General features: G+C 61.8%; 20 protein-coding genes and 2 pseudogenes. 16 read left to right on the plus strand and 6 right to left on the minus strand.

Going from position 1 to position 21,943, the window contains the following annotated elements; translation table 11 throughout:
• Positions 1–1,199, minus strand: a pseudogene (locus U1E69_RS22585) (strawberry notch C-terminal domain-containing protein); the annotation flags it as partial.
• A 909-nt stretch (positions 1,200–2,108) separates the two neighbouring features.
• On the opposite strand from U1E69_RS22585, the gene U1E69_RS06015 reads away from it, so the two are divergent.
• The 5 genes from U1E69_RS06015 (at position 2,109) to U1E69_RS06035 (ending at position 5,468) form a co-directional block, all read left to right on the plus strand.
• On the plus strand, positions 2,109–2,405 hold the full coding sequence (locus U1E69_RS06015; protein ID WP_322243456.1) for a hypothetical protein: 297 nt from the start codon (positions 2,109–2,111) through the stop codon (positions 2,403–2,405).
• A gap of 596 nt (positions 2,406–3,001) precedes the next feature.
• Positions 3,002–3,289, plus strand: a complete 288-nt coding sequence (locus tag U1E69_RS06020) for an aldehyde dehydrogenase family protein (RefSeq protein WP_305540181.1) — start codon at positions 3,002–3,004, stop codon at positions 3,287–3,289.
• Between the two features lie 84 nt (positions 3,290–3,373).
• The gene (locus tag U1E69_RS06025) at positions 3,374–3,667 is read left to right on the plus strand and encodes a hypothetical protein (protein WP_305540184.1); all 294 of its coding nucleotides are present in this window, start codon (positions 3,374–3,376) and stop codon (positions 3,665–3,667) included.
• Positions 3,668–3,685: 18 nt separating this feature from the next.
• Positions 3,686–4,627 carry an MBL fold metallo-hydrolase gene (locus tag U1E69_RS06030; RefSeq protein WP_322243457.1) on the plus strand — a complete coding sequence of 314 codons (942 nt, stop codon included), beginning with the start codon at positions 3,686–3,688 and terminating at the stop codon, positions 4,625–4,627.
• An 82-nt stretch (positions 4,628–4,709) separates the two neighbouring features.
• On the plus strand, positions 4,710–5,468 hold the full coding sequence (locus U1E69_RS06035; protein WP_322243458.1) for a 2OG-Fe(II) oxygenase: 759 nt from the start codon (positions 4,710–4,712) through the stop codon (positions 5,466–5,468).
• 14 nt (positions 5,469–5,482) lie between these two features.
• Here U1E69_RS06035 and U1E69_RS06040 read toward each other — a convergent pair whose 3' ends face one another.
• Positions 5,483–7,345: a sigma-54-dependent Fis family transcriptional regulator gene (locus U1E69_RS06040; protein WP_322243459.1), complete on the minus strand. Its 1,863-nt coding sequence runs from the start codon at positions 7,343–7,345 to the stop codon at positions 5,483–5,485.
• Between the two features lie 325 nt (positions 7,346–7,670).
• Here U1E69_RS06040 and U1E69_RS06045 point away from each other — a divergent pair, with 325 nt between their 5' ends.
• The 7 genes from U1E69_RS06045 to U1E69_RS06075 all read left to right on the plus strand — a co-directional run bounded on the left by U1E69_RS06045 (position 7,671) and on the right by U1E69_RS06075 (position 15,358).
• On the plus strand, positions 7,671–8,723 hold the full coding sequence (locus U1E69_RS06045; protein ID WP_100196007.1) for an NAD(P)-dependent alcohol dehydrogenase: 1,053 nt from the start codon (positions 7,671–7,673) through the stop codon (positions 8,721–8,723).
• Positions 8,724–8,768: 45 nt separating this feature from the next.
• Complete coding sequence (locus U1E69_RS06050; protein ID WP_100196111.1) at positions 8,769–10,298, plus strand: extracellular solute-binding protein; 1,530 nt, start codon at positions 8,769–8,771, stop codon at positions 10,296–10,298.
• Between the two features lie 208 nt (positions 10,299–10,506).
• Positions 10,507–11,373: a carbohydrate ABC transporter permease gene (locus U1E69_RS06055; RefSeq protein WP_125327866.1), complete on the plus strand. Its 867-nt coding sequence runs from the start codon at positions 10,507–10,509 to the stop codon at positions 11,371–11,373.
• Positions 11,370–12,212: a carbohydrate ABC transporter permease gene (locus U1E69_RS06060; protein ID WP_125327867.1), complete on the plus strand. Its 843-nt coding sequence runs from the start codon at positions 11,370–11,372 to the stop codon at positions 12,210–12,212. Before U1E69_RS06055 ends, U1E69_RS06060 begins: the two co-directional genes overlap by 4 nt.
• Positions 12,212–13,243, plus strand: coding sequence for an ABC transporter ATP-binding protein (locus U1E69_RS06065; RefSeq protein WP_305540210.1), 1,032 nt, complete (start codon positions 12,212–12,214; stop codon positions 13,241–13,243). Before U1E69_RS06060 ends, U1E69_RS06065 begins: the two co-directional genes overlap by 1 nt.
• A gap of 1 nt (position 13,244) precedes the next feature.
• Entirely contained in the window at positions 13,245–14,288 is a 1,044-nt protein-coding gene (locus tag U1E69_RS06070) for an ABC transporter ATP-binding protein (protein ID WP_100196011.1), read from the plus strand.
• Between the two features lie 29 nt (positions 14,289–14,317).
• Positions 14,318–15,358 (plus strand): alpha/beta fold hydrolase, encoded by a 1,041-nt coding sequence (locus U1E69_RS06075; protein WP_125327869.1) that lies wholly within the window; start codon positions 14,318–14,320, stop codon positions 15,356–15,358.
• A 70-nt stretch (positions 15,359–15,428) separates the two neighbouring features.
• Here the strand turns inward: U1E69_RS06075 and U1E69_RS06080 are convergent, their stop codons facing one another.
• Complete coding sequence (locus U1E69_RS06080) at positions 15,429–15,881, minus strand: Lrp/AsnC family transcriptional regulator (RefSeq protein WP_125327899.1); 453 nt, start codon at positions 15,879–15,881, stop codon at positions 15,429–15,431.
• A 137-nt stretch (positions 15,882–16,018) separates the two neighbouring features.
• Here U1E69_RS06080 and U1E69_RS06085 point away from each other — a divergent pair, with 137 nt between their 5' ends.
• Positions 16,019–18,379 carry a 1-deoxy-D-xylulose-5-phosphate synthase N-terminal domain-containing protein gene (locus U1E69_RS06085; RefSeq protein ID WP_322243460.1) on the plus strand — a complete coding sequence of 787 codons (2,361 nt, stop codon included), beginning with the start codon at positions 16,019–16,021 and terminating at the stop codon, positions 18,377–18,379.
• A gap of 24 nt (positions 18,380–18,403) precedes the next feature.
• On the opposite strand, the pseudogene U1E69_RS06090 reads toward U1E69_RS06085, so the two are convergent.
• Positions 18,404–18,544 (minus strand): annotated as a pseudogene (locus tag U1E69_RS06090) (IS3 family transposase); the annotation flags it as partial.
• A 360-nt stretch (positions 18,545–18,904) separates the two neighbouring features.
• Here U1E69_RS06090 and U1E69_RS06095 point away from each other — a divergent pair.
• The 3 genes from U1E69_RS06095 (at position 18,905) to U1E69_RS06105 (ending at position 20,760) form a co-directional block, all read left to right on the plus strand.
• On the plus strand, positions 18,905–19,726 hold the full coding sequence (locus tag U1E69_RS06095) for a type IV toxin-antitoxin system AbiEi family antitoxin domain-containing protein (RefSeq protein WP_322243461.1): 822 nt from the start codon (positions 18,905–18,907) through the stop codon (positions 19,724–19,726).
• Positions 19,727–19,818: 92 nt separating this feature from the next.
• Positions 19,819–20,082 (plus strand): hypothetical protein, encoded by a 264-nt coding sequence (locus U1E69_RS06100; protein ID WP_125327872.1) that lies wholly within the window; start codon positions 19,819–19,821, stop codon positions 20,080–20,082.
• The gene (locus U1E69_RS06105) at positions 20,083–20,760 is read left to right on the plus strand and encodes a nucleotidyl transferase AbiEii/AbiGii toxin family protein (protein WP_322243462.1); all 678 of its coding nucleotides are present in this window, start codon (positions 20,083–20,085) and stop codon (positions 20,758–20,760) included.
• An 84-nt stretch (positions 20,761–20,844) separates the two neighbouring features.
• Here the strand turns inward: U1E69_RS06105 and U1E69_RS06110 are convergent, their stop codons facing one another.
• Positions 20,845–21,438 (minus strand): DUF6088 family protein, encoded by a 594-nt coding sequence (locus U1E69_RS06110; RefSeq protein ID WP_322243463.1) that lies wholly within the window; start codon positions 21,436–21,438, stop codon positions 20,845–20,847.
• A gap of 57 nt (positions 21,439–21,495) precedes the next feature.
• A partial coding sequence (locus U1E69_RS06115; RefSeq protein ID WP_322243464.1) for an antitoxin of toxin-antitoxin stability system occupies positions 21,496–21,943 on the minus strand: 448 nt, incomplete at its 5' end.

Consider the following 21,943-nt stretch of genomic DNA (forward strand, 5'->3'; position numbering starts at 1 on the left):
CAAGTGGGCGATACCCTGCGGCCGATGATGCGTTGGCCGTCGTCAGTCTGCAGCCGATAGACGCGGGTCTCGTCCTGGGGGAGCTGCTTCCAGATTGGCAGCAGGAGGCCTGCAACGATGTGCAGCGTGGCTTCCGAAAACTCCGGAATGTCGGCCAGGTCCGCGGTCCAGGCGGCGCTGAAGGCCGCGCGGTCGGCTTCTAGCCAGTGGGTGTCCTCCATGATATTGGCGGGCACATTGCTGGCCTCGGTCGGACGGATCAGCCGCAGGCGGGGTTCGATGGTGCCATCATCCAGCATCAGGCTGGTGGCGGGCACCTGCACCGCGGCACGGCCCGACCGGCTGTTGACCAGAAGTCGCGCCTTCGGGTCCGCGAGCCAGTCGAGCGCATCCGCGAGTGAAGTCGGCGTGTTGCGCCGCTTTTCCGCGATGGTAAGGAGCTGGGTTTCGGCGCTGGAGCCGGGATGGGTGTAGATCACCCGGGCGTCCGTGACGCGGAAGCTCTCGGCGCGCAGCGTCTCGAGCCCGAGGTCGTAGACCCCGGCAGCGATGGCACCTTCGATCCGTTGGTCGAGCAATTCCTCGAAGGCCGAGAAGAGCACGGCCTGCATGTCAATCGTCAGCGCTAGCAGGCGATTGAGGAAGGTGGTGATCGGGGGCAGATCGTCCTTCAGCCCGTTGTCATCGGTCAGGCTGAGCCCCGTCGCATCCTCGAAGGCCCCGAGCGAGCAGCCCGCCAAATCGCCGCGATAGATGCGGCGGTAAAGCTGGCGAAGCGCATCGCGGGCGTAGGGGGACTCGAGATTGTCCTCGGGCCGGAACAGCCCCTGCCCGCCCGTCTGGCGCTGGCCGCGCGTGATGGCACCAAGCGTGTCGAGCCGGCGTGCGATGGTGGAGAGGAACCGCTTCTCCGCCTTCACATCCGTGGCCACCGGTCGGAACAGCGGCGGTTGCGCCTGATTGGTCCGGTTGGTGCGGCCGAGGCCCTGGATCGCTGCATCGGCCTTCCAGCCGGGCTCCAGCAGGTAGTGAACGCGCAGGCGCTGGTTCCTGGCCCCGAGATCCGCGTGATAGCTGCGCCCGGTGCCGCCTGCGTCCGAGAAGATCAGGATGCGCTTCTGGTCATCCATGAAGGCGGCGGTTTCCGCGAGGTTGGCAGACCCGGCCCGGGACTCGACGACGAGCCGAGCGGCAGCACCCTCGCCCGCCGGGCACGAGGCGCGCAAGCGTCGAGCGCAGATGCCGCGCTGTCGCCTCGGTCGTCCGGCATCGACATTCGCCACAACCGAAAACGGCGGGTTCATCAGGATGACGCTCGGGCGAAGGCCTGCGTCCAGATGATCGTCGATCTGTGCGGCATCAAAACTGGTGACGGGTCGCCCAGGGAAAAGGTGGCGCAGAAGATCGGCGCGCGTATCGGCCAGCTCATTGAGCATCAGGCTACCGCCCACGATTTCGACGAGGATCGCCAGAAGCCCGGTCCCGGCCGATGGCTCCAGCACCAGATCGCGCGCGGTGATCTGTGCCGCCGCCAGTGCCGCCAGCCCCATGGGCAGCGGCGTCGAGAACTGCTGAAACCGCTCCATCTCCTCCGAGCGTCGCGTATGGGTCGGCAAAAGGCCGGACACTCTGGCAAGGATCGGCAGCAGCGCGGCAGGCGAGCCCGCCCGGGCGAGCAGCGCACGGCCGAACTTCCGCAGGAAGAGGACCAGCGCCACCTCGCCCGCCTCGTAGGCAAGCTTCCAGTCCCAGGCGCCGTCGGCATCGGAGCCGCCAAAGGCGCGCTCCATCTCAAGGCGCAGACGCAGCGCGTCGATCTGGAAGCCCTGGGCGAGATCGGGCTGCAGCGCCTCGGCGACGGCGAGGATCGCGGGCGCGGGATCGCGAGATGGAACAGGAACGAGAGGCGCAACAGCAGCGAGATAGGTCATCGGGGAACTCCGGAATGAGGGACAGGACCAGCCCCGGACACCCTCTCTCGGGCACCCTCAGGCCTAATCTTCCCCGGCCCCCCTCTTCCTCTCGAGCCGACGCGTCCCGGACGCTTGGCTTGATTTTGTTCCTGTTATGTTCTATATTGGGGGCCAAGCCAGAAAGGGAGTTTCCCGATGGACAGCACCACATACGCCCTGCCCGCGACGCCCAAGCAGATCGCCTATGCGCGCTCGCTCGCCCTGCGCAACCAGACGCTCCTTCCGTGGGAAGTTCAGCAGGACCGCCGGTCGCTCAGCGCCTGGATCGAGGCTCAGGCCCTGCTTAAGCCGGTATCTGACATGGACAGGCTGCCGACCTCGAAGCAGGTGGCCTTTGCGGAGAAGCTCGCGCGCATCAAGCGGCGCGCCGTTCCAGAGGAATGCTTCCGCGACAAGGGGCTCATGTCGAAGTGGATCGACGGGAACAGGTGATCGAGCATCTCAGACGAGCGGCAACTGTGCTCTGTTAGATGTACTCGATGTCGAGATGTGATGCCAGCAGTGGGATGCCCTTGCGTTTGGCCCGGGAGACAGGTCGTTGCAAGGAACGCCGCGCAAACCCGGAAACCACCTTACCAAAAGTAGCACCCCTGTTGACCCGCGATTGCCTTGGCTAAAAGCAGGACATCTTCATCGAGAGAAAGGGTTGTGTGCGTGGTGCACCTATGCAGATTCAGCGTCAAATGGGGTGTTGGTCGGGTTCATCAAAAGCTGATTTTCGGCACATGCGATTGGAAGTCTACACCAACATGGCCCTTACCGGGCCTGTCGGCTTGGACCGCGTCGGCAGGTAAATCGCGGCTGATCAGATCATCCCCCTGACGCTGGACCTGTGGAAAAATCGGCCAACTTCATCTTTGCCGATGCCTACCCTGACATTGCCGCGACCGGGGCGGTGAAAAATTTCACTCTGAATGCAGGGCAGGTCTGTTAGGCGGGCACGCGGCATTTTATGCGGCGCGCAGAGTATCCGACGTTCGTGACGGCGGTAAAGCGCGTGGCCGAGGCACTTGTGCCCGGCGAAACACTTGGGGCCGACCATCACACCACAGCAGTTTGGCCGGGTGCGGGCGTTCTTCGACGTGGCGAAATTGGACGGGGCCAAGTTGATTACTGGTGGCGCAGCTGCCACGATCACAGGGCAGGACGGCGGCTTCGACATCGCCCCGGCAGTCTATGCTGATGTGATCAACGATATGCGCGTGGCCCGCGAAGAGGCATTCGGCCCAGTGGGCGTGCTCATCCCCTTTGACACCGACCATAATGCGAGCCGTATCGCCAATGGCAGCGACCATGGCCTGATTGGCGCGCTGTGAACCCGCACTATCAGTCGTGGCCTGCGCGTGGCCGTCCGGGTAAAGGCAGGGCAGTGTCTCATCAAGGTCTAGAATACGGTGTCGTTGCAAACGCCCTTTGGCGTCCACAAAAACAATGAATATGGCCGCAAAAAGGGCATCGAGGCGATCCACCACTATTCACACTTCGGGATGACAACGGTCAGAATGCAGCGCGTTGCATTGCTGCTTCACATTGATATTGTTGCTGAATATTCGCTGGTCATTATTCAATCACAGAAAAGCGCACAGTGCCTGTTCATTGCATTCGCTGATCAGGTCATACTCGTTGTGCCAAACTGCGCTAAAGGCCCGGCGGAGACATCCGATTACGACCCACGGAAATCCGCCGTTATTTGATATATGAAAGGGTATCTGATGTTGTCACGTCGCTCCTTCGCCCTGATGGGCGCCGCCTTTGGCACAAGTGCCGCACTCCCCGCTTTTGCCCGCGCGCCGCTTGGTGTGACCCTGCCCAGCTTTCACCGTGTCAAAGTGGGCACTACTGAGGTGACAGCGCTTTTGGACGGCGTTCTGGCGCTGAGCCCCGATTACTTCTCGGGCGTCGATCCCTCCAATATGGCCGCTATTCTGGAATCGGTCGGGCAGGATTTCACGCTGGAAACCCCGATCAACACCTTTGTCGTGAACACCGAAACCGGTACCTATCTGGTCGATGCAGGTCTTGGGGGCGCACAGCTGTTCGGCCCCGGCCTTGGCAACACGCTGGCAAACCTGGCCGCCGTTGGCATCACGCCCGACCAGATCGACGGGGTGATCCTTACCCACGCGCACCCCGATCACGCCGAAGGGCTGGTGGACGCGGACGGCAAGGCGGTCTTCCCGAATGCCGAGATCGTCGTCCACGAAGCCGAGCTGAAGTTCTGGGGCGATGACGCGATCCTTGCCCAAGCGCCCGACAGTGCCAAGGGCCTGTTCGAATCCGCCCGTCGCACGCTTGGCGCCTATGCCGACCGCACGCGGCAAGTGGCCGAAAGTGAGGTGTTCCCCGGCCTGACGCTGAAGCATGCGCCCGGCCACACGATGGGTCATTCGGTGCTGCACATTGCCAGTGGTGATCAGCAGATGATGATCATGGGCGACACGCTGCACAACATCGCCATCCACACGGCGGTGCCTGAAGCCGGATTCGGGTTTGATACCGATGCCACCCTTGCGGCGCAGTCGCGCCGCAAACTCTTGGATATGGCAGCCGCCGATGGTATCCTGACGGCGTTCACCCATGTCAACTTCCCCGGCTTTGGCAAATTCAAGGCCAAGGACAGCGGCTTTGTCTATCTGCCGGCTGATTGGGTCTGATCCCAAACAAAACGGATGGATGGGGATATCCCCTTCCATCCGCCCGATCTTCCCGCCTCATGCCCCGAAAGTTCCCGACATCATGACCCAGCTTGCCGTTGATTTCCGCGTTGTCGCCCGCTTGACCGGCACCTTGCCCGAAGGCGGTTTTGAAGAGGGCACGCCGATCTGGGCCTGTGACGCGCCGGGCCTGCTGGACCCAGCCGACGCACCCGAAACACGGCTTGACGCCGTGCCATTGGGTGAAAAGCTGGCCTTTCTGATGGAAGACGTGATCACCCGCGCCGAGGCCGCGCGGTTCATCGACCTGACCGAAAGTCTGGGCTACCGCGATGCCGCCCCCGGCATTCAGACCCCGCCGGGCATGCGCCGCAACAAGACCGTGCACTGGATTGCGCCCGAGGCGGCGATGGCAGAACTGCACCGCCGCTTGAAACCCTTGCTTCCCGCCACGCTTGAAGGGCGCGCGCTGTCACCGCGCCTTAGCCAGCGGATCAACATGTACCGCTACGACATCGGGGATGAATTCAACCTGCACACCGATGGCGACTGGCCGGGATTCGGGCTTTCGACTGACGGTACGGGAATGGTGCAATGGCGCGGCACCCATTCCATGCTGACGATGCTGCTGTACCTGAACGGTGCCGAAGATGGCATCATCGGCGGCGAAACCGTGCTTTACGACAAGGGCGAAGCCGGGGCCACCATCACCCCCCACACCGGACGGGCCCTGTTTTTCCGCCACGGGCAGAACCGGGCGTCGGTGCTGCATGCAGGCGCACGGCTGGGCGCGGGAACCAGCAAATATGTGGCGCGCATCAATGTCATGTATGATCTGTAGCCAGCAGGCGCCCGTCAGTCCGCAGCACCAATGTGCTTGTAGACCGTGGTGCGCGACATGCCAAGTTCCTGCGCCGCACGGGTGACGTTGCCGTCGTGGCGGCGCACGGCGGCCCGCACGGCAAGGCACTGATCGGCCTTCCACTGCACGCCTTCACAACTGGCGCAGGCATGCTGAATGGCAGGGATTGACCTGTTGACCAGCAGGCCCGCGAAATCCGCCATTTGCACAGGCCCGCTTTGCCGCCGCCCCGCGGCCTGCGCCATCGCCGCCCGCAATTCGCGCAGGTTGCCCGGCCAATCATGTGCCGCCAGCAGGTCTGCGACCCTTGGGCCAAGCGTGGCATCCGCGCGTGCTGCCCGCGCAAAGCGCAATGCCAGCGCGGCCAGATCACTGCGCTCGTTCAACAATGGCAGGGTAATCGCCGTCCCCATCGCTGCATAGCGCAGTTGTGGTGCAAGGTCAGCAGCAGCCGGGGCAGTGGTCGCGCCGAGCAAGAACAGGACGTCGGGCCGCACGAGCGCGCCGGTCACCGGATGGCGATACTCGCCCTGTTCCAGCAGCCGCGCGATGACCATCTGCAAGGGTCCGGGCAGGACCGTCATGTCCCCAAGATACAGGCTGCCCCCTGCCGCCTCGGCCAAAAGGCCCGTGCTTTCCGTCTGTCCCAGCAGTGTGGTGACTGCCTGCGCGGCATTCAAAGTGGCTGCATCCACGGCCACGAACGGCTTGCCCTTCCGGGCGATGGCATGGGCAATGCGGGCATAGGTTTCTTTGCCCGTACCGCTTTGCCCGATCAGGCAGATTGGCTGGGCTTTGCGCGCCGCATCCGGCAGGCCGGACAGCGCGCGGCGCAGGGCAGGGTCATCCAGCACGATGTCGCGGAACGGGTCGGGGTCGCGGTCTGGGACGGCCACAGGTTCGGCGCGCATCGGCACCACCGGGCTTAGGCGCCCCGCCAGCGCGAAGCTGGCGCGGTTGGCCACGCAGCGCATCGACACGCCCGACCCCATCCTGTCACGCAGGCGCAGGGTTTCGCCCTGCAGCAGGCGCTGTGCAATATCCTCGAACTGCCGGTCAAACAGCCGGTCAAACCGTTCGGACAGCTGGTTCTTGAACCCGGTCAGAAACATCTCGCCCCGCCGGTTCACGGCATGGATCCGAAAGTCCTCATCCAGCACCAGCATGCCCACCGACAGCGTGCCCAGATACTCTGGCCGTGGGTGGAACTGCAGCACGATCAGCCGGTCATGTGTGGCGCGGATCAGGCTGTTTTCGATGTTGCTGGCCGACATCTGCACCAGCGCCGCCGTATGTTGCTGCCGGATCGTGGACCCCGATGACGCATCCAGCACCCCCGCCAGACCACCCCGCCCGTCAAAGATCGGGGCCGAAATGCAGCTGACATCGCCATGCGCGCGCAGGAAATGTTCGCCACCGTAAATCTGCGTCGGTGCGCGGTTGATGATGCACAGACCCAAAGCGTTGGTGCCGCGTGCCGCTTCCGTCCAGACCGACCCCGCAATGACCGCCCGCCCGGCATCGGTATCGGCGAACTGCCCGTCGGTCAGCGTGTCCAGCACCACCCCATCGGGCGATCCAAGCGCGATCATGAAATTTGACCCGGCGATCTGGTCGAACAGCAATTCCAGTTCTGGCCGGGCGAAATGGATCAGGTCGGCGTGGTCCGCGCGGCTGGCGCGAAAGGCTGTGTCCGTCAGCACCAGATCCTCGCTACGCGCCAGCGGATCAAGGCCGAGCCCAAGACTGCGCAGCCAGCTATCAGAGATATCACCCGGCAATGCGCCGCCCGGAAACCGCCCTTGCGATTCCAGCATAATACGCGCGCGCGACAGCGCCGGGCTTTGGTGTGACATTTTCGGTCCTCCTCCCCAGGCTGACCCTGCTTTCGGTGTAGTGGTCAGCGCCGGTTTGTCAACGCGCCAACCGATTCGCAGGTCACTGTCCAGATTCTGCACAGTGGCCGGATGCTGTGGCCGGATGCTGTCGCCGCAGCCTGTCCGCCATGGCCCTGAACCGCCTGGACCCTGTTCAGAGAACCCACGCTTCGGGGCTGATCTGTCCAGACTTTGAACGCTTCTGCAGGGGGGCAGCCTTTGATTTGCCAGGCTGAGAGAAGGCTGCTTTGTGGACCCGGCAACCATAATGCCCGACCGGGCGGAAAACAGGAAAGGTCACCCCATGAAGGCGCAGGTTCTTCACAAATACGACATGGCTTTGACCGCGCCAAACTGGGTGACGTTGCAGGACGTGCCGGATCCCAAGATTGCAAAATCGACAGATGTAATTGTTCGCATCGGCGGGGCCGGTGTGTGCCGCACCGATCTTCATATCGTTGAAGGCGTGTGGATGCCGATCACCGACCCCACCGGCGATAAGCTGCTGCCGCTCATTATGGGGCATGAGAACGCAGGCTGGGTCGAAGAAATCGGCCCTGAGGTTGAAGGCTTCAAGATTGGCGATCCGGTCATCGTGCACCCGAAGGTCACGGGTGGCACTTGTCTTGCCTGCCGCCGTGGCCATGACATGCACGGTGACGGCAAGTTTCCGGGGCTGGACAGCAACGGCGGCTATGCCGAGGCGCTGCTGACATCGTCGCGCAATCTTGTAGCCTTGCCCAAGACGCTGGCCCCCAAGGACGTGGCCCCTTATGCCGACGCCGGACTGACGGCCTACCGCGCAGCCAAGAAAGCCGCGCAAGTGTTGCTGCCCGACCAGACGGCGGTTGTCATCGGCGCGGGCGGTCTGGGCCACATCGGTGTGCAGGTTCTGCGCGCCATGTGTGCAGCGCGGATCATCGTCGTTGATATTTCCGATGTGTCGCTGAAGCTGGCAGGTGAAGGCGGGGCCGATCATCTGGTCAAGGCTGACGGTGACGAGGTTGACGCCGTGCTGGCGCTGACTGGCGGCAAGGGAGCCGAGGCAGTGATCGACTTCGTGGGCGAAAAAGGCACCACGAAGAAGGGGCTCGACATGACCCGAGCCAACGGCAGCTATTACATCGTGGGATACGGCGAAAACATCAATATTCCCACCGTTGACCTGATCTCTACCGAGCGAAACATTATCGGCAATCTTGTCGGCACCTGGGCCGAACTGACCGAATTGATGGCGCTGGCTGACCGCGGTTTGGTGGAACTGGCGACCAAGCACTACAAACTCAGCGAAGCAAATCAGGCACTGCAAGACCTGCACCACGGCAAGATCAAGGGACGTGCGGTTCTGGTCCCCTGACCGTCCGCTTCCCTTGCAATAAACATGATCTTTCGGGAGGAAACCATGACCAAGACAACGCTGCGCGGCGCGTTTGCCGCAACGACGGCCCTGAGCCTGATTGCCAGCACGGCAATGGCTGAGGATTACACCAAATACGGCATCAAGGCCGATGTGCCGGGCACCTGTTCCTTCGAAGCGATTGATGCCAAGGACTACACCGGGCGCACGCTGAACATCATCACCCATGCCATCCCGGTGATCGGCGAGCCGACAGCGCTGCACGCTCAGCAGTTTCAGGAACTGACCGGGGCCACCGTCAACGTGGTGCACGTGCCGTTCGGCGATCTGTTCCAGCGGATCATGATTCCGTTCCAGACACAGCAGGCGGCGTATGACGTGCTGTTCCATGCCTCGCTGTGGCTGGGGGATTTCAGTCCGTTTTTTGCCGAAGTGCCTGCGGCATATCAGGAAACATCGGGGATGAAATCTGTGACCGACACCTACCGTGGCGTGTCGCTTGTGGATGGCAAGCTGTTGCAATACCCGATGGACGGCGACCGCCATTATCTGAAGTACCGCAGCGATGTGTTCGCAAACCCGGATATGCAGGCGAAGTTCAAAGAGGCCACTGGCCGCGATCTGACCGTGCCTGCAACATGGGAGGAATATAACGAGGTCGCCGCCGTCTTCAACGATTTCGACTTTGACGGCGACGGTGCGCCGAACTTCGGCACTGCCGAAGTGACCAAGCGCGACGACCTGATGTTTTCCGCCTTCATCAGCCGTGTTGCGGCCTATGCCAAGCACCCCGACGTGAAGGGTGGTTTCTTCTTTGATCTGGAAACCATGACGCCCCTGATCAACACCCCCGGCTGGGTGCGCGGGCTGGAACTGTTCGTGGCGGCACAGGCGTCGATGCCGCCCGGTGGCACGTCTTTCGGTCTGGGGGATGAGATCTTTTCGTTCGGTGGCGGGCAGACATTGATGTCCTATTCATGGGACGATGCTTTCATTCAGGCCATGCAGGCTGACAGCCCGATCCGCAACAAGGTGGCCGCAGCACCCTTGCCGGGCGCGAAAGAGGTCTGGAACCGCACCACCGGCGCGTGGGATACGTTCGAGACGCCAAATCAGGTATCCTATGTCACCTGGGGCTGGTCGTCTGCAGTGGCCGCGGCAAGCCCCAATCAGGATATGGCATTCGACTATCTGTGCTTCTTTTCCAACGAGGCGAACACCATGGCTGACCTGCAAATCGGCCGCTTTGGCGTGAACCCGTACCGGGCCGAACATTTCGACCCGGCGTTCTATCAGAACGACCTTGGCTGGGATGCTGCCGTTGCCACCACCTATGCCGACACGCTGAAGGCGGTGGACAGCGCCCCCAATCAGGTGTTCGACCTGCGCGTGCCGGGGGTGGGCGAGTTCATGTCGTCGCTGGCTGCAGGTGTGGCACGGGCGCAATCGGGCGAGGCCACGGCGCAAGAGGCGCTGGATGGTGTGGCCGCCGAATGGACCGCAATCGTGGACCGGATTGGCAAGGACAAGGTGAAAGCCGCCTATGCAAACGTGGTGGCACTGGAAGACAAGTGATCAAAGGGGGGCTGTTGCAGCCCCCCCCACCCCCATCGCCTCCCCATGGGGGAGGCCCCTGCACTGACGTGGCACGTCTTGCCGGATGCGTCGCAAGACAGCTTTGCAGATCCCGCTTCTCCCTCCCGCCTTTGGGGCGGAGGGTTGGGTGGGGCGGCTTTAGTGACGGCAACCAAGCCGATCCGAAACCAAAAAGGACCGCACGCCGATGTACCGCCAGAAATACCTGTTCCTTCTGCCCGGCCTTCTGGTGCTGGTGGCGATCATCCTTTTCCCGCTTCTGTTCACCATCCGCGTCAGCTTTTCCTCCTGGGATGTGTATAACCCCGGCTTGAACTGGATCGGCGGCGAGAACTATGGCCGCCTGTGGGAGGACGCCCGCTATTGGCAGGCTCTCGGGCGATTGACGCTGCTCTCGGTCACCACGGTGCTGATCCAGTATGTCCTTGGCTTTGCGCTGGCACTGATGGTCTGGCGCGACCTAGCCGCGCGGCGGCTGTTCCGGGTGTTGTTCCTGATCCCGATGATGACCACGCCCGTCGTCATGTCGGTGCTGTGGCGCACAATCTTTCATGAAAGCCTCGGGCCGCTGAACCCCATTCTGGAAAGTCTCGGCATCGGCGCCGCACCTTGGCTCTCCAGCGCAGGCTGGGCCTTTGCGGCGGTGGTGATTGTCGAGGTCTGGCAATGGACGCCGTTCATGTTTCTGCTGCTGCTGGCGGGGCTTTTGTCCTTGCCGAACGAGCCATATCTCGCTGCAAAGATTGATGGTGCGGGGCCTGTGCGGACGTTCTTTTCAGTAACCTTTCCGATGCTGGGCGCGATTTCGGTGGGGGCCATCCTGATCCGCCTGATCGAGGCGTCAAAGATCATGGAAACGGTCTATGTGCTGACATCTGGCGGGCCGGGCACCAGTACCGAAACATCCAGCTATTACATCTACATTCGGGGGATGCGGGATTTCCAGATCGGTTATTCGGCGGCGCTGTCGCTGACCTACCTGATCATCATGATCGTGGCGCTGACGGTGATTGCCAAGCTTCTGGTGCGCGCATTGGTAAAGGACGCGGCATGAAAACCCTGTATCTGGCGCTGAAATATCTGGCGATCGCGCTGTGGTCGGCCTTTGTCGTGTTCCCGTTCCTCTGGGCGCTGACCACCAGTTTCAAATCCGCCAATGGCGTGACCGGCGGGGCGACATGGATCCCGTGGGTGCAGTATGAACCATCCTTGCAGGGCTGGCAGTCGCTTTTCGGCGGGGTGGGCGGTATCAATGTGGTGAAGCCGTTCTACAATTCCCTCGTCGTTACCCTTTCGGCCAGCGTGATCAGCATCACGCTTGGCACACTGGCCGCCTATGCGCTGTCGCGGTTCACCTTCCGGTTTCTGTGGATGCGCAACAGCGACATTACCTTCTTCTTCATCAGCCAGCGAATCATGCCACCTATCGTGCTGGCCATTCCCTTTTTCCTGATGCTGCGCTCGCTTGGCCTGCTGGATAGTCTGCCGGGGTTGATCCTCGTTTATGTGGCGCTGCTGATGCCGATTGCCGTGTGGGTCATGGTCGATTTCTTCAACGGCGTGCCGCGTGGGCTGGATGAGATGGCGTGGATGGATGGCTGCAATCCGATCACCACCTTCTGGCGGGTGATCCTGCCCAATGCTCTGCCGGGGTTGGTGGTGGCCGGGATGTTCTGCATCATCTTTGGCTGGAATGACTTTTTCTTTGCCTTCACGCTGACCTTTACCGAGACGCAGCTTTTGCCAGTGGCCATCGTGTCGCTGAATTCATCGGTGACGCCGTGGTGGTCGCTGTCGGCGGCGGCGCTGGTATCCATCGCGCCGCTGGTTGTGCTGGCGTTTGTGGTAGAGCGGTTCCTGTCAAAGGGCGGCTTGGCCGGGGCGGTGCGCTGATGCTGAAGATCACAGATCTTGAGCTGCTGGTGGGGGGCGTGGCGCATCTAGCCGCCATTAACGCCAGCTTTCAGCCCGGCACGCTGACCACCATTCTGGGCCGCACTGGGGCGGGCAAGACCACGCTGATGCGCGCGATTGCGGGGCTGATTGCGCCGGACAGGGGCCAGATCTTGCTGGACGGCACGGGTTGGACGCGCCTGCCGCCCTGGAAGCGCCCGGTGGCGATGGTGACGCAGCAATTCATCAACTATCCACATCTGAACGTGCGCGACAATGTGGCCTTCCCCCTGGTGCGCGCGGGTGTGGCCAAGGCCGACGCCGCCGCCCGCGCCGAGGCGGCCCTAGCGCGCGTGGGTCTTGCCGCGATGGTGGACCGCCGCCCCTCGGCGCTGTCAGGTGGCCAGCAACAGCGTGTGGCGATCGCCCGCGCGCTGGTGAAAAAGGCCCCGGTCCTTCTGTTAGACGAGCCGTTTGTGAACCTTGATTACAATCTGCGCGAGGCGTTTCGCAAAGATCTGGTTGACCTCTTGGCAGTAGAGACGGGCACAGTGGTGCTTTACGCCTCGACCGATCCGCGTGAGGCCTTGCAGATGGGCGACCAGATCGTGCTGCTGGCGGACGGTCGCATCGTGCAATCGGGCAGCCCGCGTGATGTCTTTGCCAACCCGGCCAGCCTGACCGCCGCCAGGGTCGTGAACGACCCGCCGATCAACCCGATCCCATTTCACCAGAACGGCGTTGCCGATTTCGGCGCGCTTGGCCAGCAGGCAATTACTCTGCCGTCGGGTGCCTACACGCTGGGCCTGCGCGCAAGCGATATCCGCGCGGGCGGGCCGCATCAGGCGCGGGTCACGCTTACCGAAGTCACCGGGTCTGAAACGCTGACCCACCTGTCGTTGAACGGCCTTGACCTGGTGATGCAGGAAAAAAGCGTCGTGCTGCGAAGCCCCGGTGATGTGGTGGGCGTGCATCTTGATCTGCACAAAGGATTAGTCTTTGGCGCAGACGGGCAAAGGGCAGGGGTCTGACATGGCAGAAATTCGTCTGGCCAAACTGGCCCACTCCTACGGCAACGGAACAAATGCGCTGAAACCGCTGGACATGACCTGGCGCGATGGCGGCACCTATGCGCTGCTCGGGCCATCTGGTTGTGGCAAATCCACCATGCTCAATATCATCTCGGGCCTATTGAAGCCGTCTGAGGGCCGGGTCCTGTTTGACGGGCAGGATGTGACTGATAAAGACACCGGCGCGCGGAATATCGCGCAGGTGTTTCAGGTGCCGGTGATCTACCGGTCGATGACGGTGGGCGAAAATCTGGCCTTCCCGTTGGTGTGCCGCCGCGTGCCCACCCCCCGCATCAAGGCGCGGGTCGAGGCGATTGCCGAGCGGCTGGGCCTGTCGCGGCATCTGAACAGCCGCGCCGTGGCGCTTACGGCAGATCAGAAACAACTGATCTCGCTGGGCCGCGGGCTGGTGCGCGAAGATGTTTCAGCGGTGCTGCTGGACGAACCGCTGACGGTGATCGACCCGCAGATGAAGTTCGAGCTGCGCAAGATCCTGAAGGACATCAACCGCGAGTTTCGCCTGACTATGGTGCTGGTCACGCATGACCAGAACGAGGCGCTGACCTTTGCCGATACAGTTGTCGTGATGAACCACGGTGAGGTGATACAGGCGGGCACTCCGCAAGAGCTGTTTGAACGCCCTGCCACCACCCATGTTGGGACCTTTATCGGCAGCCCAGCGATGAACTTTTTGCCCGCCGTGCGCGAGGGTGACCGGGTGCTTGTCCCCGGCGCCGGCCTGTCCCGCACAGCCCCCGCGGACCTGCCTACCACAGATCTGACACTGGCCTTTCGCCCGGAGCATGCGGTTGCGGGTGGCCCCCTGGCAGGCACCGTGACGCGCATTTGGTTTGAAGGTGCCGATCAGGTGCTGGCCTTGTCGGTCGGCGACGCGTCGTTGCGCATCCGTGCCGTAGCAGGGGCCGAAACGGTCGGGGCAATCGTGCGTTTTGACGTGCCGCAAGACTGCTTGCGGCTATACCACCAAGGCCGCCTTGTGGCCTGAGAAATTTGCAACCTGAGGAGATGGCAACAATGAGTGATTACTATTCACAGGAAAACCACGGTCCGTTTCATCTGCACAGCCTTGGCGATTTCACCCTGACCTCGGGGCAGGTGCTGAAGGACGCGCAAATTGCCTACGCCACCCAAGGCACGCTGAACGCGGCCAAGGACAACGCAGTGCTGGTCACCACCTGGTACACGGGCACCACCAAGATCATGGAGCAGATTTACATAGGCGCGGGCCATGCGCTGGACCCATCGAAGTATTTCATCATTCTGGCAAATCAGTTGGGATCAGGCCTGTCCACATCGCCCTCTAACTCTGCGGCGCAAGGGGGGGCGGCCTTTCCCGCAGTGTCAATGGGAGATGACGTCAACGCACAGCACCGGCTGGTGACAGAGGCGTTTGGCCTCGATCATCTGGCGCTGGTGTTCGGCGGGTCGATGGGGGCGGGGCAGGCGCTGGAATGGGCCTGCCGTTACCCCGGTTTTGCACAGCGTGTTGCGGCCTTGGCGGGGGTTGGCACCACGCGCCCCCATGCCGTGGTCATAGGCAAGATCGTGCAGGACATCCTGACCTCTGCTCCAGGCTTCAACGGCGGAGCCTATGCCGCTGCCGACATGGCAGTGCCACTGCGCCAGCACGCGCTTTACTGGACAAACCTTGCTTGGTGCCCTGATTTTCTAGACCGCAAGGGGTGGGAACCCTTGGGCCATGCGTCTCTGGATGCCTTTCTGACCGATTTCATGACCGGCTATTTCGCGCCGATGGATGCCAACAACCTGCTGGCACAGGTCAGCAAATGGCAACGCGCCGATGTGGGTGGCATTGCGGGCGGCGATGCAAAGGCCGCCTACGCGAAGGTGAAGTCGAAGGTGCTGCTGATGCCGATATCGTCAGACCAGATTTTCCCTGTGACCACCTGCATCGCAGAGGCAGCATTGATCCCCGGTGCCCGCCTGACCGTGATCGAAGGCAAGGCAGGCCATCTTGGTCTTTTCGCCATCGAGCCTGATTACATGCCGCAGATCAACGCGGCTCTCTCCGGGCTGCTAGGTGAACAGGTCTAGGCTATCTTCTTGCGGGCGATCTGATCAGTCATCTGGTGGACTTGATTGCGTCTGGAGTCTCGTCCTAAGCTCAGCTGATCCGCGCGGATTGCCGCTTTACCCATCGGATAGGTATTGAAGACTCAATCGAAGCGACTCCGCCGATCTTCGTTAGACGTCCAGTCAAAAAGTGCTCGAAGTCGTTCAGGTCGGCAACCGAAATTCGAAGTAGATAGTCGAAGCTGCCGGTCATCAGCCAACACTCCACAACTTCGGGGCAGAGTTTGACCTCACGCTCGAACTCGACAAGTTTGCGGTCCACCTGCTGATCCAGCTTGACAGAGACGAAGACACTGAAGCCAAAGCCCATGCGTACCTCGTCCACCACGGCGCTGTAGCCGGTGATGAAGCCGTCGGCCTCTAGCCGACGGATGCGCCGCGCACAGGGTGAGGGCGACAGGCCGACACGCTCGCTCAGTTCCTGATGTGAGATGCGCGCATCTGCCTGCAGTTCTTTCAGAATTCGGTGGTCGATCTGATCCAGTTTCACATGATATACGCCGAAAATCAGCGCCCCTTGTCAATTTGACGCCGAATATGAGCAATCGGAGTGCGAAAAGACAGGTAAAATGCAGGTATCTCGCCCAAGGACTGCGATATTCTTGCCTAAAGGAGTTGCCGATGCCTGATTTTCCCCATCTGAAAACCATTGAACAGCGCTTGCTGTGGTTGTCGCACTGGATGATCCATCACGCCAATCACATCCGGCCCAAGGTAGACGGGATCAAGGTCGGCGGGCATCAGGCGTCGTCGGCCTCGATGGTGTCGATCCTGACAGCGCTCTATTTCCACGCGCTGCGGCCACAAGACCGGGTCGCGGTCAAACCCCATGCCTCGCCGCTCTTTCACGCCATCCAGTATCTGATGGGCAACCAGACCCGCGAAAAGATGGAGAATTTCCGCGGTTTCGGTGGGGTGCAAAGCTACCCCAGCCGGACCAAGGACGTGGATGATGTCGATTTCTCTACCGGATCGGTCGGCCTTGGCGTCGCGATCACGTCGTTTGCGTCGATCGTGCAGGACTATATCGCCGCCAAGGACTGGGGCGGCGATCTGCCTTTGGGCCGCATGGTGGCGTTGGTCGGTGATGCCGAGATGGACGAAGGCAACGTCTATGAGACGCTGCAAGAGGGCTGGAAGAACGATCTGAGAAACTGCTGGTGGATCATCGACTACAACCGCCAGTCGCTGGACGGGATCGTGCGTGAAGGGCTGTTTGCGCGGATCGAGCAGATCTTCGACGCCTTCGGCTGGGATGTGGTGCGGGTCAAATACGGCGCCCTGCAACGCGCGGCTTTTGCCGAGCCGGGAGGCAGCGCCCTGCGCGACTGGATCGACCGCTGCCCGAACCAGCAATACGCCGCGCTGACCTTTATGGGCGGGGCCGTCTGGCGCAAGCGGCTGATGGAGGATCTGGGCGATCAGGGCGATGTGTCGGCGCTGATCGACCGGCGCGACGACGCAGGATTGGCAGCGCTGATGGAAAACCTTGGCGGCAACTGCGTGCAGACCATGGCCGAGGCGTTTGACGCCGTCACCCACGACCGGCCGACCTGCTTTCTCGCCTATACGATCAAGGGCTGGGGCACCCCGATTGCCGGCCACAAGGACAACCACGGCGGGCTGATGAACCCCACTCAGTTTGCGTCATGGCAAAGGCACATGGGCGTGCCGCAGGGCCAGGAGTGGGAGCCGATGGCCACCGTCCAAGACCCGACCGCCCTGCGCAGTTTCCTCTCGCGTGTGCCGTTTTTTGCAAATGGCAGCCGCCGCTATCACGACGACCGCATTGCCGTGCCGAAGATCATCGTCGATACTGGCCGCGAGATCTCGACCCAGGCTGCCTTCGGCAAGATCCTCGACGATCTTTCCAAGAGCTCCTCTGCGTTGGCCGCGCGGATCGTTACCACCTCGCCTGACGTAACGGGAACCACCAGCCTCGGCCCCTGGGTCAACCGGCGCAAGTTGTTTGCGCGTCAGCCGCAGGCCGATGCCTTCATTGAGCACCGCATCCCCTCGACCGCGAAGTGGGAGTTTGCGCCCGAGGGACAGCATATCGAACTGGGCATCGCCGAGATGAACCTGTTCTTGCTGCTGGGGGCGGCGGGCCTGTCACACAGCCTATTCGGCAAGCGGCTGTTCCCCATCGGCACAGTCTATGACCCCTTTGTGCATCGGGGCCTCGATGCCCTGAATTATGCCTGCTATCAGGATGCCCGCTTCATCATCATCGGCACCCCGTCGGGCGTTACACTGGCGCCCGAAGGCGGCGCGCATCAGTCCATCGGGACACCCTTGACCGGCATGTCGCAGGATGGTTTGGCGGCGTTTGAACCGGCCTTTGCCGATGAATTGGCGGTGATCATGGAATGGGCCTTCGACTACCTTCAACGCGACGGCGATGGCGACCCGGACGAACGCACCTGGCTGCGCGACAAAACAGGCGGGTCGGTCTATCTGCGGTTGACGACAAACCCGCTCGAACAGCCGGGCAAGCGCCACGACAACGCCTTCTTGCAAGGAGCCATCGACGGAGCTTACTGGCTGCGAAAGCCCGGACCAAATTGCCAGTCAGTGATCGCCTATCAGGGGGCTGTAGCGCCTGAGGCTATTGCGGCAGCGGGCATCATCGGCGAACACCGCCGCGATGTGGGGGTGCTGGCCGTTACCTCGGCCGATCGGCTGAACGCGGGCTGGACGGCCGCACAGCGCGCCCGCGCACGTGGTAACCGGGCGGCACGCAGCCACATTGAGACATTGTTGGCGGACCTGCCACGAGATTGTCTGCTGGTCACGGCCATTGACGGACACCCGGCCACTTTGGCCTGGCTAGGGTCGGTCGGCGGGCACAAGACAGTGTCACACGGGGTCGAGCATTTCGGCCAGACTGGCACAATCGGCGACCTCTATCACCACTTCGGGCTGGACCGTGACTCCCTTGCGCAGTCCATAGCGGGTTTGACAACGGGACGAGGTTCTTAGGGTCAGTGAACAGCCCCTAGTTTGCTAGACTCCTTGCAGTTTCAGTTTCTGCTGCTGTTCGAAGGCGATCGGTGACAGCATGCCGTTCCTAACGTGTTTGCGCGGCGGGTTGTAGAAGAACTCGATGTAGTCGAACACGTCTTGTCGGGCTCCACTGCGGGCCCGCAAGCTATTGTAGGACAAGGCAATCGCTATTGAGAACGATACCGTGGCTTGGCAAACCGAGCGTAGTTGCCAACCTATAGGTTGGCAGGGGCGCTTAGGGACATCAGCCTCGGTCAAGCTTCTGTCCGAAGGACCACGGTCTGGTCGCGGCGGCTCTCCGAGAGGTACACCGCTGCGACCTTCGGCAACCACCGCAAACCTATAGCCGTCCCTTATCCCCGCGCATTCAAATCTCCCATCAATTAGGGCTACCCTCAGTTCTTTGGAAATTCTGACTTTGGAGCGTCCGAAACGCTAAAGTGTCGCTTCCGTCAAAGAAATCCATGGTGCTCTCTTTAAAAATATGTCACTTTAGGCATCATGGACGCCGTAAGGTCACAGAATCTGAAGAAGCTGCTTGATGCCGTGCCCGCCGGGTATCTGGTCGATGCCGCGTGGCTCGTCTCCCAAGGCATCGCCTATGAGAGCTTCCGTGACTATGTGAAGCGCGGCTGGCTCGACCGCATCACCCGAGGCGTATTCCGCCGCCCACTCCCCAGAACCGCAGCCCCCCCGACGTCGAACAGCATCGACTGGAAGACCTGCATCCTCTCCACGCAGCATATCATGGGTCATGACCTGCATGTTGGCGGCACCACGGCGCTCGGCGAACAGGGACATGCCCACTATCTGCGCCTCGGCGAAAGCGCTCCAGTTTGGGTCTATGGGGTCAGTATCCCCAATTGGCTGGCGAAACTGCCGATGGATGCCCCGATAAGAACCCGCCCCCGATCCTTGTTTGCCGACCCGAAACTGGGCTTGATCGAAGGCATGACGACCGGCCAGCCGTGGGACTGGGGTCTCACGATGTCGACGCCGGAGCGCGCGATCCTGGAGGCCATGGACGAGTTGCCCGACCATGAGAGTTTCCACACGCTCGACATGGCTTTCGAGAGCCTGACAACCCTGCGCCCGAAACTGCTTTCCGACCTCCTCGAGGCTTGCCGCAAGATCAAGGTCAAGCGCCTGTTCTTCGTCTTTGCCGACCGTCACAATCATCCTTGGCGCAAAAGGATCGACCCGCAGGCATTTGATCTCGGCAGCGGCGACCGAGCCTTGGTTCAAGGCGGCAAGATCCACCCGCGCTATCGGATCATGGTGCCGGAAGATTTCGTGAAACCGGAGACCGGCAGTGGCGCGTGAGACCTAGGAAGCCCAGGTAAAGCGGGGCTTTATTGCTTTGTTGATGCCCATCGACTACATTACGCGAGAAGTTACCTCACAGAGATGATGCAATGGCCTCGGTCGCAGCGAAAGTGATGTCGACAGTCAGCGCGCCCTACGGCGTGCAGGTGACGGCTACCCAGCTGGCCGAAAAAATCGCCGACAGCAAGAGCGTCGATGCCTTCGATTGCAGCGTGTTCGCCTTCCTGTCCGAAGTGTCCCCCAAACTGCAGCAGTCGTTTATCGACGAGATGGGTGTTAGCAAGGACGCAGTCATCGTGGTCGCAAAAAAATTCTCCGAGCTCGCCGGATACAAGCTCCCGCTCGCGATCTGAATGAACGTCCCGCAGCCAAGCCGCTGGCCCGAGCTTTTTGATGTGGCTATGGCGATCGTTGACCAAGCCAACGGTCAGGGTATCGGCATGTCCAACTGGAGCTTTGGGGGCGGAACGGCTCTCATGCTCCAAATCAAGCATCGCGAAAGCCACGACATCGATCTCTTTATCGACGATGCCCAGTATCTCCCGTATTTGAACCCTGAGACGCAAGGATACAATCTCGAACTCGCACCGAGCGACTATGAAACCGATGGCACGCGCGCCTTGAAGATCGTGTTCAATGGCGTCGGCGAGATCGACTTCATCTGCTGCGACCCAGTCACCCAAGAACCGTATGTCATTACCGATATCCGCGGACGACGCGTCAAACTCGAGACGCCAGCCGAAATCCTAGCCAAGAAGGTAGTCTTCCGCGGTTCACACCTCCAGCCCCGGGACATGTTCGACATCGCCGCCGTCGCCCATGCACTTGGCACCGACTACGTCGTTGAAGCCTGCTCCAGATTTCCTGATGCTTGCCGGGAAGCGCTCGCAGTCGCCGAGAAAATGAATCCTGCGCTGGTTGATGCCCTCACAGGCAAGTTGTTGGTGTCAGAGGGATTTCAGATTCTTCAGGGCCATGCACAGGGAGTAACGAAGGCAGTCCTGGTCGAAGCGATCGCGCGAGCAGGCTGACCGGTCGCAGACGGCTGGCCAACAAGATCGGCTGCGACACCAATGGCGTCCAGCCGGTCCTTGGCGCTGAGGCGCATGAATGCCTCAGCCATGGACCATCTCTCCGATCAATCGTGCCAGCCAAGTCGGGAACTGCGGCGCGGCGGACATCAGCTCAGTCTTTGCCGTCTCCGTAAGCTTGGATCGCAGGATTTGCAGGGCCTTGGGAGCCTCATCCGGCCCGAGCCATGCCAGCGCACGGACGGCCTGGCCCGAGGTCTTGCTCCCAAGGGCCAACTGCCAGCGCGGCGCATGACGCAGTTCGACCGCTTGCCGGCCAAGGTTCAGCACACGGCTTCGACCGGAAGTGAGGTAAACCGACTTGACCGGCACCTGTGTCGTGAGGCCCAGAGCGTTTGCCGCAGCAGCACCGCTCGGGACGATCGTCTCACCCCGCTGCACAGCGAGCGCTTCAATCGCCTGTTCAGCCGACGGACTGCGCGGACCAAAGCGTGTCTGGACGGGCCTCATGTAGATGCCGCGTCCCGCACGGATCAACTCGCCGCGCGCGGCCAGACGCGACAGCGTCTGATCGACCGCCGCGCGCGAGCCGAGGTGCAGGAGCCCCTTCGCTGCCAAGGGCACTCCCTCCGGCAACGTCGTCGCAACATTCATAATGCTTTCGGCCATGCGCTCCATGATCGCTCCTTTGTCAGAAACATATACGGTTTTCTGACAGTTTTCAACCGTGCGCTCTCACCCGAACAGCCGCCCGGCTTCGGTGAAGGTGTACTCGTTGACGATGATCCCCTCCTCGATGGCCTCGTCCGAGGTCAGGTGGTCGTATTCAGCCTCAAGCTGGCGGTAGAGCCAGCGGGCCAGATCACGCAGCGCCTTGGTCACGATCTCTTCGGCGTCCTCGGTGGGCGGCTGCCAGGTCGGACTGTCGCGCGTGACGTCAACGGCCATGGTGTATTCGTGGTAGTAGCGCCCACGATGGCTGATCTCGGCGGCGAGCTGGTAGAAGTTCCGCCGCTGGATGGCCTGCAGCCGGTCGGCAATGCCGTGCAGCGTCGCGTCGCTCGGGGCGTAGTCCCGGATGCGCGCGGCCGCGCCCTTGGCGTGGCTGAGATATCCTTCGAACGACGCTCCGTCGCCCTGACTCCAGAAGCCGGAGAACCAGATGCAGGGCTTGGCCCGCGTG

The organism is Tabrizicola sp., assembly GCF_034366665.1.
Taxonomy (GTDB): Bacteria; Pseudomonadota; Alphaproteobacteria; order Rhodobacterales; family Rhodobacteraceae; genus Tabrizicola.